The organism is Streptomyces sp. NPDC005435 (genome assembly GCF_040703155.1).
In the GTDB taxonomy this organism is placed as follows: Bacteria; Actinomycetota; Actinomycetes; order Streptomycetales; family Streptomycetaceae; genus Streptomyces.
This window is the reverse complement of the sequence record NZ_JBEXEQ010000001.1, coordinates 423,573-437,908: the sequence shown is the minus strand read 5'-3', so window position 1 is coordinate 437,908 and position 14,336 is coordinate 423,573. Positions and strand designations below refer to the sequence as shown.

The following is a 14,336-nucleotide window of genomic DNA, read 5'->3' as shown; positions in this document are numbered from 1 at the left end:
ACCGTGCGCCCACGAGTAGCTCGCGTCACGCCCGAGTGCACCGCTTCCCGATCACCTGTAGCGATCTGTGCCCATCGGAGGCAGGCGGCAGCAGCCATCGACAACTCGACCTGGTTACGGTACGCGCGGCTACGCCATCCGGTCAAACCGACGCCCACCGAGGGACACTGTCCACAGGCTGGGGACAACAACTTGAACCCTACCCGCCACGCTGACTACCGTGGCTGGACTCCGATTCGTTCCCTTATCCCCGCCCGAGCGGGATTGCCCGGCCCATCCACCCGATTTTCATCCCGACCCATCCCACAACCACACGTTCGTGGGATCTGCGAGAGAGCGTGCCCTGTGGCTGACGTACCTGCCGATCTTGCCGCAGTGTGGCCACGCGTACTGGAGCAGCTCCTCGGCGAGGGTCCGGGACAACGCGTGGACGCCAAGGACGAGCACTGGCTCCGGCGCTGCCAGCCGCTCGCCCTGGTCGCGGACACCGCCCTGCTCGCCGTGCCGAACGAATTCGCCAAGCGCGCCTTCGAGGACCGCCTGGCCCCCGTCGTCAGCGAGACCCTCAGCCGTGAGTGCGGCCGCCCCATCCGCACCGCGATCACCGTGGACGACTCCGCCGGCAGCCGGCCCGCGCCCGCCGCGCCCAAGCCGCAGCCCCCGCACGAGAGCGCCGACCGGCCCCGCTACGAGGAGCCGGAACTGCCCTCCGCCCCGTACGAGGGCTACGGCCGCCACCGCGCCGACGACCAGCAGCTCCCCGACGACGGTCCGGCCTCCCGCGCCGAGCGCCCGTCCGCCGACCAGCTGCCCACCGTCCGCCCCGCCTATCCGGCCGAGTACCAGCGCCCGCAGCCGGGCGCCTGGCCGCGCTCCGGGCAGGACGACTACGGCTGGCAGCAGCCCCGCCTCGGCTTCCCCGAGCGCGACCCGTACGCCTCGCCGTCCTCGCAGGACTCCTACGGCGGCTCCGGCCGGGACACCTACGGCACGTCGCCCGACTACCGCGCGGGCCGCGAGCGCCCCGGCTACGAGCAGCGCCCCGACTACGAGACGTCGCGCACCGAGTACGACCAGCGCGACCCGGTCCGCCGCGAGCTGCCCGAATCCCCGTCAGGCGGCGGCGCCCACCGGGGCGGACCCGCGCTGCCCGCCGCCGGGACCGGCCGGAGCGGCTCGTCCGGAAGCTCTTCGGCGCCCTCGGCCGGCGGACCCGGCGAACCGACCGCGCGGCTCAACCCGAAGTACCTCTTCGACACGTTCGTCATCGGCGCCTCCAACCGCTTCGCGCACGCGGCCGCGGTGGCCGTCGCCGAGGCGCCGGCCAAGGCCTACAACCCCCTTTTCATCTACGGGGAGTCGGGCCTCGGCAAGACGCACCTGCTGCACGCGATCGGGCACTACGCGCGCAGCCTCTACCCGGGCACGCGCGTGCGCTACGTCAGCTCGGAGGAGTTCACCAACGAGTTCATCAACTCCATCCGCGACGGCAAGGGCGACAGCTTCCGCAAGCGCTACCGCGAGATGGACATCCTGCTCGTCGACGACATCCAGTTCCTCGCGGACAAGGAGTCGACGCAGGAGGAGTTCTTCCACACCTTCAACACGCTGCACAACGCCAACAAGCAGATCGTGCTGTCCTCCGACCGGCCGCCCAAGCAGCTGGTCACGCTGGAGGACCGGCTGCGCAACCGCTTCGAGTGGGGCCTGATCACCGACGTCCAGCCGCCCGAGCTGGAGACCCGCATCGCGATCCTGCGCAAGAAGGCGGTCCAGGAGCAGCTCAACGCCCCGCCGGAGGTGCTGGAGTTCATCGCCTCCCGGATCTCGCGCAACATCCGCGAGCTGGAGGGCGCGCTGATCCGGGTGACGGCGTTCGCGTCCCTCAACCGGCAGCCGGTCGACCTCGGACTCACGGAGATCGTCCTCAAGGACCTGATCCCCGGCGGCGAGGACAGCGCGCCCGAGATCACGGCCACGGACATCATGGCGGCCACCGCCGACTACTTCGGGCTGACCGTGGACGACCTGTGCGGCACCTCGCGCGGCCGCGCGCTGGTCACCGCCCGGCAGATCGCCATGTACCTGTGCCGCGAGCTGACCGACCTCTCGCTGCCGAAGATCGGCGCGCAGTTCGGCGGCCGCGACCACACGACCGTCATGCACGCCGACCGCAAGATCCGCGCGCTGATGGCCGAGCGGCGCTCGATCTACAACCAGGTGACCGAGCTGACGAACCGCATCAAGAACGGCTGAGGCCGGCCGCCCGGCGGCTGTCGCCGCACCGGACGCGCGAGCGCCCCTGGGGGATCCCGGGGGCGCTTTCCTGTGCCCGGCCGCGGGGCGCTCTCCTGTGGCCGACGAGGGAGGCCGCAGCGCCGGCCGACGGTGGGGGCCGCAGCGCGCGAGCACCAGGAGCGCCTACGAGGGCCCGGGGCCCGATCCCTGCCGCGTCGCCCACAGCCCTGTGGAACGGCACGCATGAGCGTCCGGGCCGCGCTCCGGGGACCGCCCCGAAGCCCCTTCCAGCGTGCTTCCGCCCCCTGGCCGACGCCGTCCGACCCCCATCCGACCCCCATCCGACCCGCTCGCGGCCCCTCCGACCCCACCCCGCGCCGTGACCTCACCGTCTCCGGGTGTTCGATTGGCCCCCGGGTTACGGCCTTCCTCCACAGATTCGGCGACTTTTTTCCTTCCACACCCTGGGGACTGGGAAGTTGTCCCAAGCTGTGTCCACAGGGCAGCGTGGGCTGGGACGTCCGTGCAGCTCAGAGGCCTGTGGATTCGTGGACAAAGGATCTCCACAGGCTGTGGAAAACTCCTCGGCCCCCAGGGTGTGGAAAAGGTTGTCCACCGAGAACCCACAGGCTGGGGGCCGTTTTCCCCAGCGATCGGCCCCTTCTCCACATGGCTGTCCACTGTTCGGCAACCGCGGGGCCCCGATCGCCGCATCGAGTGAAAGCCGTCACACGAAGCTGCCGGGTTGGGCTGTGGGAAACGTGGGTAAACCTGGGGACGCAGCTGGGGAGAACTCGGCCCTCCCTGGGGACGGTGTGTGCAGAACTTTCTGTTCTCCACAGAACCCCCGAGTTATCCACGGGCTCCATGCACAGGGTCGGTGGATAAAATTGTGGCTCTGAGCTGGGCAAACGAGGTTATCCACGGTATCCACAGGCCCTACTACTACTCCCAACTAGAGAGAGCCTGGAAACCGTTTCGAAGCGGGGGCTGTGCACAACTCGCCCTCGACGGCCCGACCGCCCCTCGGTCCGACTTGACCCCGACCGGCACCTGATGTCAGCGCCGTACGTCAGACTGGTCCCCGGTGTCCCTCCCCTCGTGATGGGCGGCGACGCCGAGTCGGAGGACTCAGAAGCAACAGCAGGAGGCGGCTTACGGTGAAGATCCGGGTGGAACGCGACGTACTCGCGGAGGCAGTGGCGTGGGCGGCACGCAGCCTCCCGGCCCGTCCGCCGGCGCCTGTCCTCGCCGGCCTGCTGCTCAAGGCCGAGGAAGGCCAGCTGAGCCTGTCGAGCTTCGACTACGAGGTCTCCGCCCGCGTCGGCGTCGAGGCCGAGGTCGAGGAGGAGGGCACGGTCCTCGTCTCCGGCCGCCTGCTGGCCGACATCTGCCGCGCGCTGCCCAACCGCCCCGTGGAGATCTCCACCGACGGTGTGCGGGCCACCGTGGTCTGCGGCTCCTCGCGCTTCACCCTCCACACCCTGCCCGTGGAGGAGTACCCGTCGCTGCCGCAGATGCCGACCGCCACCGGCACCGTCCCCGGCGAGGTCTTCGCGGCCGCCGCGTCCCAGGTGGCCATCGCCGCCGGGCGTGACGACACGCTGCCCGTCCTCACCGGTGTGCGCATCGAGATCGAGGGCGACACCGTGACCCTCGCCTCCACCGACCGCTACCGCTTCGCCGTCCGCGAGTTCCTGTGGAAGCCGGAGAACCCGGACGCGTCCGCGGTCGCCCTGGTGCCCGCCAAGACGCTCCTGGACACCGCCAAGTCCCTCGGTGCCGGTGACAGCGTCACGCTGGCGCTGTCGGGCTCCGGTGCGGGTGAGGGGCTGATCGGCTTCGAGGGCGCGGGTCGTCGTACGACCACGCGGCTCCTTGAGGGCGACCTGCCGAAGTACCGGACGCTCTTCCCGACCGAGTTCAACTCCGTAGCGGTGATCGAGACGGCGCCGTTCGTCGAGGCCGTCAAGCGTGTGGCGCTGGTGGCCGAGCGGAACACGCCGGTGCGGCTGAGCTTCGAGCAGGGTGTGCTGACGCTCGAGGCGGGGTCCAGCGACGACGCACAGGCTGTGGAGCGGGTCGAGGCGGCGCTGGAGGGCGACGACATCTCGATCGCCTTCAACCCGACGTTCCTGCTGGACGGGTTGAGTGCGATCGACTCGCCGGTGGCTCAGCTGTCGTTCACGACGTCGACCAAGCCGGCGCTGCTGAGTGGCAAGCCCGCGGTGGATGCAGAGGCCGACGGGGCGTACAAGTACCTGATCATGCCGGTGCGGTTGAGCGGCTGACGTTCTCCACAGGTGTGGACAGTGCCGGGTGCCTTCTGTGGGTGCCCGGCACTGTTGCTCGGTAGGGGGCGTCGTGGGTGGGGCGCTTGCGGCGCTGGCCGGTGCCGCTGCGCTCACCCGTGCCGCCCCAAGCGGCACGACTGCCCGCAGCGACTGCGGGATCGGCGACTGCCCGCAGCGACACCGGCGGGTGGGAACGTATGAGCGGGTATGCCCACAGCTGTGCAGGTCAAGGCGGGGCTAGGCTCGGGGGCCGGGCACGTCGGTGTCCCTCTGCCACACAGCGACTTAAGGAACCAACTGATGGAGCTCGGTCTCGTCGGTCTCGGCAAGATGGGCGGCAACATGCGCGAGCGCATCCGCCGCGCCGGCCACACCGTCATCGGATACGACCGCAACGCCGACATCGCGGATGTCCACAGCCTGGAAGAGCTGGTGGGCAAGCTCAGCGCACCGCGCGTGGTGTGGGTGATGGTCCCGGCGGGCGAGGCCACCCAGAGCACGGTCGACCAGCTGGCCGAGCTGCTGGAGCCGGGCGACGTCGTCGTGGACGGCGGCAACTCGCGCTGGACGGACGACGAGAAGCACGCCGAGCAGCTGGCGGCCAAGGGCATAGGTTTCGTCGACTGCGGCGTCTCCGGCGGCGTCCACGGCCTGGCGAACGGCTACGCGCTGATGTACGGCGGCGACGCCGAGAACGTGGCCAAGGTGCAGCCGGTCTTCGACGCGCTCAAGCCCGAGGGCGACCTCGGCTCCGTGCACGCCGGCAAGGTCGGCGCGGGCCACTTCGCGAAGATGGTCCACAACGGCATCGAGTACGCCATGATGCAGGCGTACGCCGAGGGCTGGGAGCTGCTGGAGAAGGTCGACTCCGTGGAGAACGTCCGCGAGATCTTCCGCTCCTGGCAGGAGGGCACGGTCATCCGCTCCTGGCTGCTGGACCTCGCGGTCAACGCGCTGGACGACGACGAGCACCTGGACGGCCTGCGCGGTTACGCCCAGGACTCCGGTGAGGGACGCTGGACGGTGGAGGCCGCGATCGACAACGCGGTGCCGCTGCCCGCGATCACCGCGTCGCTGTTCGCGCGGTTCGCGTCCCGCCAGGACGACTCGCCGCAGATGAAGATGATCGCCGCGCTGCGCAACCAGTTCGGCGGCCACGCCGTAGAGAAGAAGTAGTCCACAGGACACGGGACGCGTCCGCGCGTCCGCGATCCGCACGCTGAGGGAGGTCGGCGAACGACCATGCACGTCACGCATCTTTCGCTGGCCGACTTCCGCTCGTACGCCCGGGCCGAGGTTCCCCTCGACCCGGGCGTCACCGCTTTCGTCGGCCCCAACGGCCAGGGCAAGACGAACCTGGTCGAGGCGGTCGGCTATCTGGCCACCCTGGGCAGCCACCGCGTCTCCTCCGACGCGCCGCTGGTCCGCATGGGCGCCGAGCGGGCGTTCGTCCGGGCGCAGGTGCGGCAGGGCGACCGGCAGCAGCTGGTCGAGCTGGAGCTGAACCCGGGCCGCGCCAACCGGGCCCGCATCAACCGTTCCTCGCAGGTCAGACCGAGGGACGTGCTCGGGATCGTACGGACCGTGCTGTTCGCGCCCGAGGACCTCGCGCTGATCAAGGGCGATCCCGGTGAGCGGCGGCGCTTCCTGGACGAGCTGATCACCGCGCGCTCCCCGCGCATGGCGGGCGTGCGCTCCGATTACGAGCGGGTGCTCAAGCAGCGCAACACCCTGCTGAAGACGGCCGCGCTCGCGCGCAGGCACGGCGGCCGCTCCATGGACTTGTCCACGCTCGACGTGTGGGACCAGCACCTCGCGCGCGCGGGCGCCGAGCTGCTCGCCCGGCGCCTGGACCTGATCGCCGCGCTCCAGCCGCTCGCCGACAAGGCGTACGAGCAGCTCGCCCCCGGCGGCGGCCCGCTCGCGCTGGAGTACAAGCCGTCGGCCCCGGGCGAGGCGCACACGCGCGAGGAGCTGTACGAGCAGCTGATGGCCGCGCTCGGCGAGGCCCGCAAGCAGGAGATCGAGCGTGGGGTGACCCTGGTGGGTCCGCACCGCGACGACCTGGTGCTCAAGCTCGGCCGGCTGCCCGCCAAGGGGTACGCCTCGCACGGCGAGTCCTGGTCGTACGCCCTCGCGCTGCGCCTGGCCTCGTACGACCTGCTGCGCTCGGAGGGCAACGAGCCGGTGCTGGTCCTGGACGACGTCTTCGCGGAGCTGGACGCGCGCCGCCGCGAGCGGCTGGCGGAGCTGGTCGCGCCGGGCGAGCAGGTGCTGGTGACCGCGGCCGTGGACGACGACGTGCCGCATGTGCTGGCCGGCGCGCGCTACGCGGTCTCCGGTGGGACGGTGGAGCGCGTATGAGCCTGGAGCGCGGATGAGCACGGAGCGGCCCGGTCCGGACGGCGGTGCCGGCGGGGACGGCGGGAAGCGGGCGCCCGAACCGACGGGCGTCGACCTCGCGCGCGTGGCGTTGCGCGCGGCGAAGGAGCAGGCACGCGCGCGGGGTGACGCGGCGCGGCAGAAGAAGCAGGCGCGCCGCGGTGGTCTGCGCTCCGGCGCGCGCGCGGACGGGCGCGACCCCATGGCGCTGGGCGCGGCGATCAACCGGCTGATCAACGAGCGGGGCTGGGAGGCCCCGGCGGCGGTGGGCGGTGTGATGGGCCGCTGGCCGCAGATCGTGGGCGACGACCTCGCGAAGCACTGTGTGCCGCAGCGCTACGACGAGGACGAGCGGGTGCTGTCGGTGCTGTGCGACTCGACGGCGTGGGCGACACAGCTGCGGCTGCTGGCCCCCGCTCTGGTCGCGCGGCTCAACGAGGACCTCGGGCACGGCACGGTGCGCATGATCAAAGTGCACGGTCCGAGCGGTCCCCCGCGCGGTTACGGCCCTCTCAGGGCCCCTGGAAGCCGGGGTCCGGGCGACACCTACGGGTGACGTACCTCACGTCCCCGGTCCTGTGCGGAGCGTGTTCACACCGCTGCGCACCTGCGCCGATGGAGCGCGTACCCCCCTCTGGACAAGGGATGACGGCCGAAAGCTCTGAGCGCCGCTGTGAGCCCCTCGGAGCCCCCTTCCGTATATCGGGATGCCATCGAGGCCGGTTCAGGGCGGCACATGGGGACTCAGGTGCCCGCAAACCCCCATCACTGTCGGCGCTACCGGTAGACTGGAAGGCGAATCCCGCCCCACTCGTGGGGACCGTCCGGGAAAAGCTGAGCAACGCTGATCCAGGCTTACCAAACGCAACATGCCGCAGCCGCTCCGGCAAGCCTCCCCCAGAGGGGGTTCCCCCGGGAGCCCGGCTCGTGCTGTGCCAGAAAGGGCGCTTCGTGGCCGATTCCGGCAACCCCAACGAGAACATCCCGTCCACCGACGCCGGCGTCAACAGCGAGGCTCCCGCCGCCTCCACCTCTTACGACGCCAGCGCCATCACCGTGCTCGAAGGGCTGGACGCGGTCCGCAAGCGCCCCGGTATGTACATCGGCTCGACCGGTGAGCGCGGTCTGCACCACCTGGTGCAGGAGGTCGTCGACAACTCGGTCGACGAGGCGCTGGCCGGTTACGCGGACACCATCGACGTGACGATCCTGCCGGACGGCGGGGTCCGTGTGGTGGACAACGGCCGAGGCATCCCGGTCGGCATCGTGCCCTCCGAGGGCAAGCCGGCCGTCGAGGTCGTGCTGACCGTGCTGCACGCGGGCGGCAAGTTCGGCGGCGGCGGCTACGCCGTCTCCGGCGGTCTGCACGGTGTGGGCGTGTCCGTCGTGAACGCGCTGTCCACGAAGGTCGCCGTCGAGGTCAAGACGGACGGCCACCGCTGGACGCAGGACTACAAGATGGGCGTCCCCACGGCCCCGCTGCAGCGCAACGAGGCGGTGGAGGAGACCGGCACGTCGGTCACCTTCTGGGCGGACCCGGAGATCTTCGAGACCACGGAGTACTCCTTCGAGACGCTGTCGCGGCGTTTCCAGGAGATGGCGTTCCTCAACAAGGGCCTGACGATCAGGCTCACCGACGAGCGCGCGGTGGCCAAGGCGACCAGCGGTGCCGACGAGGCGGGTGCGGACGAGAAGGACGAGGTCAAGTCCGTCACGTACCACTACGAGGGCGGCATCGTCGACTACGTGAAGTACCTCAACTCCCGCAAGGGAGAGGTGGTGCACCCCACGATCATCGACCTCGAGGCCGAGGACAAGGACAAGAGCCTGTCCCTCGAGGTCGCCATGCAGTGGAACAGCGGTTACAGCGAGGGTGTGTACTCCTTCGCGAACATCATCCACACGCATGAGGGCGGTACGCACGAGGAGGGCTTCCGCGCCGCGCTGACGTCGCTGATCAACAAGTACGCGCGCGACAAGAAGCTCCTTCGCGAGAAGGACGACAACCTCACCGGTGACGACATCCGCGAGGGTCTGACCGCGATCATCTCGGTGAAGCTGAGCGAGCCGCAGTTCGAGGGCCAGACGAAGACCAAGCTGGGCAACACGGAGGCCAAGACCTTCGTGCAGAAGGCGGTCTACGAGCACCTGAACGACTGGCTGGACCGCAACCCGGTCGAGGCCGCGGAGATCATCCGCAAGGGCATCCAGGCGGCCACCGCGCGTGTCGCGGCCCGCAAGGCGCGCGACCTCACCCGGCGCAAGGGCCTGCTGGAGTCGGCGTCCCTGCCGGGCAAGCTGTCGGACTGCCAGTCCAACGACCCGGCCAAGTGCGAGATCTTCATCGTCGAGGGCGACTCCGCCGGCGGTTCGGCCAAGTCCGGCCGCAACCCGGAGTTCCAGGCGATCCTGCCGATTCGCGGCAAGATCCTCAACGTCGAGAAGGCGCGGATCGACAAGATTCTGCAGAACCAGGAGATCCAGGCGCTGATCTCCGCCTTCGGCACCGGTGTGCACGAGGACTTCGACATCGAGAAGCTCCGCTATCACAAGATCATCCTGATGGCGGACGCCGACGTCGACGGCCAGCACATCAACACCCTGCTGCTGACCTTCCTGTTCCGCTTCATGCGGCCGCTGGTCGAGGCCGGTTACGTGTACCTGTCGCGTCCCCCGCTGTACAAGATCAAGTGGGGCCGGGACGACATCGAGTACGCGTACTCCGACCGTGAGCGCGACGCGCTGATCGAGATGGGCCGCCAGCGGGGCAAGCGCATCCGTGAGGACTCCATCCAGCGCTTCAAGGGTCTCGGCGAGATGAACGCCGAGGAGCTGCGCGTGACCACCATGGACCCCGAGCACCGCGTCCTCGGCCAGGTCACCCTCGACGACGCCGCCCAGGCCGACGACCTGTTCTCGGTGCTGATGGGCGAGGACGTCGAGGCACGCCGTCAGTTCATCCAGCGCAATGCCAAGGACGTCCGCTTCCTCGACATCTGAGTCGGTCTCCGCTGACCGCACCAGGAAGGATCTTCACCAGCAATGGCCGACGAGACCCCGAACTTCACCCCTGAGCCAGTGACGCCCGAGACCGAGGCCACTCCGGCGACGCTGCGCATCGAGCCGGTCGGGCTCGACGCGGAGATGCAGCGCTCGTACCTGGACTACGCGATGTCCGTCATCGTGTCCCGGGCGCTGCCCGACGTCCGGGACGGCCTCAAGCCGGTCCACCGCCGTGTGCTGTACGCCATGTACGACGGCGGCTACCGCCCCGAGCGCGGCTTCTACAAGTGCGCCCGTGTCGTCGGTGACGTCATGGGTAACTACCACCCGCACGGCGACAGCTCGATCTACGACGCCCTGGTCCGTCTCGCCCAGCCGTGGGCGATGCGCATGCCGCTCGTGGACTCCAACGGCAACTTCGGCTCCCCGGGCAACGACCCGGCCGCCGCCATGCGCTACACCGAGTGCAAGCTGGCGCCGCTGTCCATGGAGATGGTCCGCGACATCGACGAGGACACCGTCGACTTCAAGGACAACTACGACGGCCGCTCCAAGGAGCCGACCGTCCTGCCCGCGCGCTTCCCGAACCTGCTGATCAACGGTTCGGCCGGTATCGCGGTCGGCATGGCGACCAACATCCCGCCGCACAACCTGCGCGAGGTCGCGGCCGGTGCCCAGTGGCACCTGGAGAACCCGGACGCCTCGCAGGAGGAGCTGCTCGACGCCCTCATCGAGCGGATCAAGGGCCCGGACTTCCCGACCGGTGCGCTGGTCGTGGGCCGCAAGGGCATCGAGGAGGCGTACCGCACCGGTCGCGGCTCCATCACGATGCGCGCGGTGGTCGAGGTCGAGGAGATCCAGGGCCGTCAGTGCCTGGTCGTCACCGAGCTGCCGTACCAGGTGAACCCGGACAACCTCGCGCAGAAGATCGCCGACCTGGTGAAGGACGGCAAGATCGGCGGCATCGCCGACGTGCGCGACGAGACCTCCTCGCGCACCGGACAGCGCCTGGTGATCGTCCTCAAGCGGGACGCGGTCGCCAAGGTCGTCCTGAACAACCTGTACAAGCACACGGAACTGCAGACGAACTTCGGCGCCAACATGCTGGCGCTGGTCGACGGCGTGCCGCGCACGCTGTCCCTGGACGCGTTCATCCGCCACTGGGTGACGCACCAGATCGAGGTCATCGTCCGCCGTACGCGCTTCCGGCTGCGCAAGGCCGAGGAGCGCGCGCACATCCTGCGCGGTCTGCTGAAGGCCCTGGACGCCATCGACGAGGTCATCGCGCTCATCCGGGCCAGCGACACCGTTGAGATCGCCCGTACGGGCCTGATGGAGCTCCTGGAAATCGACGAGATCCAGGCCAACGCCATCCTGGAGATGCAGCTGCGCCGGCTGGCCGCCCTGGAGCGCCAGAAGATCGTCCAGGAGCACGACGAGCTCCAGGTGAAGATCAACGAGTACAACGCGATCCTCGCCTCCGAGTCCCTGCAGCGCCAGATCATCCACGACGAGCTGGCCGCCATCGTCGACAAGTTCGGCGACGACCGGCGCAGCAAGCTGATCCCCTACGAGGGCGACATGTCCATCGAGGACCTGATCGCCGAGGAGGACATCGTCGTCACGGTCACGCGTGGTGGTTACATCAAGCGGACCAAGACCGACGACTACCGGGCGCAGAAGCGCGGCGGCAAGGGCGTGCGGGGCGCGAAGCTGAAGGAAGACGACATCGTCGACCACTTCTTCGTCTCCACCACGCACCACTGGCTGCTGTTCTTCACCAACAAGGGCCGGGTCTACCGCGCGAAGGCGTACGAGCTGCCCGACGCCGGCCGGGACGCGCGTGGTCAGCACGTGGCGAACCTGCTGGCCTTCCAGCCGGACGAGGCGATCGCCGAGATTCTCGCGATCCGCGACTACGAGGCGGCGCCGTACCTGGTCCTGGCGACCAAGGCGGGCCTCGTCAAGAAGACGCCGCTGAAGGATTACGACTCGCCGCGCTCCGGCGGTGTCATCGCGATCAACCTGCGCGCGCAGGAGAACGGCGCGGACGACGAGCTGATCGGCGCCGAGCTGGTCTCGGCGGACGACGACCTGCTCCTCGTCAGCCGGAAGGCGCAGTCCATCAGGTTCACCGCGTCGGACGAGACGCTGCGTCCGATGGGCCGTGCCACCTCGGGTGTGAAGGGCATGAGCTTCCGCGAGGGCGACGAACTGCTGTCGATGAATGTGGTGCGACCCGGTACGTTCGTGTTCACCGCGACGGACGGCGGATATGCCAAGCGCACGGCCGTCGACGAATACCGCGTCCAGGGCCGTGGCGGTCTCGGCATCAAGGCTGCCAAGATCGTCGAGGACCGTGGATCGCTCGTCGGCGCGCTGATTGTCGAGGAGACTGACGAGATCCTCGCCATCACCCTGTCCGGCGGTGTGATTCGCACGCGAGTCAGCGGAGTCAGGGAGACGGGCCGTGACACCATGGGCGTCCAACTGATCAACCTGGGCAAGCGCGATGCCGTGGTCGGCATCGCACGTAACGCCGAGGCCGGTCGGGAGGCCGAGGAGGTCGACGGCGAGGATGTCGTCGTCGACGAGACCGTGGTCGTGATCGAGGCCGAGGTGACGGACGAGGGTGAGGCGCCCTCGGCCGAGTAGCGCGAGGAGTGAGACGTGAGCGGAGCCACGGGCGCCGGATCGGCCGGTACCTCAACGGGTACGGAGACGGACGGCGGCGGCCGTGGCTCCGCCGCGAACGCAGGCAACACTGCGGGCAAGAAGGGGAAGGCGGCTTCGGGGGGCGTTCCCGCCGACCCGCCCACGACGAACCTCAAGCCGGTCCCGCCGGCCGAGGCGGACGATGCCGCATCCCAGGGGGGCACTGTGACGGACGTGACGGGTGGTCGCGGCGGTCAGTCCAAGGCCGGGGCGGCGGAGGGCAAGGCCGGCGGTTCCCCGCTCCCCGGTGAGCGCGGCCCCGAGCAGCCCGCCGGGCCCTACCACCCGCCGCAGGCCTACCCCGCGCAGCCGCCGGCGGACGCGATGCGTGTCGCACGCACCGGGGCGCGTACGGCCCCGCGCACCCGCAAGGCGCGGCTGCGGGTGGCCAAGGCCGACCCGTGGTCGGTGATGAAGGTCAGCTTCCTGCTCTCCATCGCGCTGGGCATCTGCACGATCGTCGCCTCGGCGGTGCTGTGGATGGTCATGGACGCGATGGGCGTGTTCTCCACGGTGGGCGGCACGATCTCCGAGGCGACCGGGTCCAGCGAGGCGAATGGTTTTGACCTGCAGTCGTACCTCTCGCTGCCGCACGTCCTGATGTTCGCGACGATCATCTCGGTGATCGACGTCGTCCTCGCGACGGCGCTCGCCACCCTCGCCGCCTTCATCTACAACCTCTCCGCGGGCTTCGTGGGCGGCGTCGAGCTGACCCTCGCCGAGGACGAGTGACCGTCCCCCGACAACCGATTTTGGGACTGCCCCGGTCGTGCGCTAATCTTCAGGAGTCAGCGCGCGGGACACACACCGCAGGCGCGGCGGGGCTATAGCTCAGTTGGTTAGAGCGCATCCCTGATAAGGATGAGGCCACAGGTTCAAATCCTGTTAGCCCCACCAGTACGAAGACCCCCGGTCCACTTGGGCCGGGGGTCTTCGGCGTTCGTGGAACCGGTATCGGTCCTGCGGCGTCCTGCCGGGTACGCATGTTTCGTGAGGGGGGACTGTGGAGGGCGAGCCGGCGTGGTGGACCATCTTCGCGTTCTCGGCCGGAGCGACGGTGGTCTTCGGCGCGGTCATTCTGTCCGTGATGGCCGCGGTGGCTCTCGGCGTGAGCTGGGTGCGGGGCCGGCGCAGCCGCTGAGCGTCCGGAGGGCCGGCTGAGGGAGTTTCCCGCTTCGGGGTGCCTGCGGCAGGATGCCGGGATGAGTATCGAGAGCCCCGCGCCCTCCCGGCACTGTCATGTGGCACTCCGCGTCGGCTTCGCTGGTTCCGGAAAGCCCGTGTTCGAGACACTTCCCGCGAGGGTCGTCGGGCCCGGGAGCTACGAGCTGACGGGCAGTCCCGGCTTGGTCGAGGGCTGTGCGGCGGGGGACGTGCTGAAGGTCGGCGCCGACGGTGAGTTCGCGATCGAGCGGCGCGGCCCGAATCTCTGCGTGCAGGCGTTCGGCGAGCCTCCCTTCGACGCCGGGTCGCTGGAGTCCCTGATCAGCGCCTTCGCCCCTCTGGGCGGGCTGGTGGAGGCGCCTGCCGACCGGCGGTTCATCGTGGTGACCGTGCCGGCCGCTGCCGGATTCCCCTCGGTCGAGGCCGTGATGGACACCTGGGCGGCGGGCGCGGGCGTGCGGGTGGAATGGGGCTTCGGCAATGTGTTCGGGCCGGACGGGGAGCCGCTGAATTGGTGGAGGGAAGCCGGGGCGTGACTCT

The 14,336-nt window shown here is 69.6% G+C and carries 10 protein-coding genes and 1 tRNA gene; all 11 read left to right on the top strand.

Annotated features, from left to right (window positions below; translation table 11 throughout):
- Positions 1–345: 345 nt before the first annotated feature.
- Positions 346–2,256 carry a chromosomal replication initiator protein DnaA gene (dnaA, locus tag AB0898_RS02040; RefSeq protein ID WP_366800867.1) on the top strand — a complete coding sequence of 637 codons (1,911 nt, stop codon included), beginning with the start codon at positions 346–348 and terminating at the stop codon, positions 2,254–2,256.
- A gap of 1,142 nt (positions 2,257–3,398) precedes the next feature.
- Positions 3,399–4,529, top strand: coding sequence for a DNA polymerase III subunit beta (dnaN, locus tag AB0898_RS02035; protein ID WP_366800866.1), 1,131 nt, complete (start codon positions 3,399–3,401; stop codon positions 4,527–4,529).
- A gap of 303 nt (positions 4,530–4,832) precedes the next feature.
- Positions 4,833–5,708, top strand: coding sequence for a phosphogluconate dehydrogenase (NAD(+)-dependent, decarboxylating) (gene gnd / locus AB0898_RS02030; protein WP_366800865.1), 876 nt, complete (start codon positions 4,833–4,835; stop codon positions 5,706–5,708).
- A 66-nt stretch (positions 5,709–5,774) separates the two neighbouring features.
- On the top strand, positions 5,775–6,896 hold the full coding sequence (gene recF / locus AB0898_RS02025) for a DNA replication/repair protein RecF (protein ID WP_366800864.1): 1,122 nt from the start codon (positions 5,775–5,777) through the stop codon (positions 6,894–6,896).
- A 13-nt stretch (positions 6,897–6,909) separates the two neighbouring features.
- The gene (locus AB0898_RS02020) at positions 6,910–7,470 is read left to right on the top strand and encodes a DciA family protein (RefSeq protein WP_366800863.1); all 561 of its coding nucleotides are present in this window, start codon (positions 6,910–6,912) and stop codon (positions 7,468–7,470) included.
- Between the two features lie 371 nt (positions 7,471–7,841).
- A complete protein-coding gene (gene gyrB, locus AB0898_RS02015; RefSeq protein ID WP_366800862.1) occupies positions 7,842–9,914 on the top strand; it encodes a DNA topoisomerase (ATP-hydrolyzing) subunit B in 2,073 nt (690 codons plus the stop codon).
- 42 nt (positions 9,915–9,956) lie between these two features.
- Positions 9,957–12,572: a DNA gyrase subunit A gene (gene gyrA / locus AB0898_RS02010; protein ID WP_366800861.1), complete on the top strand. Its 2,616-nt coding sequence runs from the start codon at positions 9,957–9,959 to the stop codon at positions 12,570–12,572.
- Between the two features lie 15 nt (positions 12,573–12,587).
- Positions 12,588–13,364: a DUF3566 domain-containing protein gene (locus AB0898_RS02005; protein ID WP_366800860.1), complete on the top strand. Its 777-nt coding sequence runs from the start codon at positions 12,588–12,590 to the stop codon at positions 13,362–13,364.
- Positions 13,365–13,452: 88 nt separating this feature from the next.
- Positions 13,453–13,529, top strand: a tRNA-Ile gene (locus AB0898_RS02000).
- A gap of 106 nt (positions 13,530–13,635) precedes the next feature.
- A complete protein-coding gene (locus AB0898_RS01995; RefSeq protein ID WP_366800859.1) occupies positions 13,636–13,773 on the top strand; it encodes a hypothetical protein in 138 nt (45 codons plus the stop codon).
- A gap of 61 nt (positions 13,774–13,834) precedes the next feature.
- The gene (locus AB0898_RS01990) at positions 13,835–14,332 is read left to right on the top strand and encodes a DUF4265 domain-containing protein (protein ID WP_366800858.1); all 498 of its coding nucleotides are present in this window, start codon (positions 13,835–13,837) and stop codon (positions 14,330–14,332) included.
- The last annotated feature ends 4 nt before the right edge of the window (positions 14,333–14,336 follow it).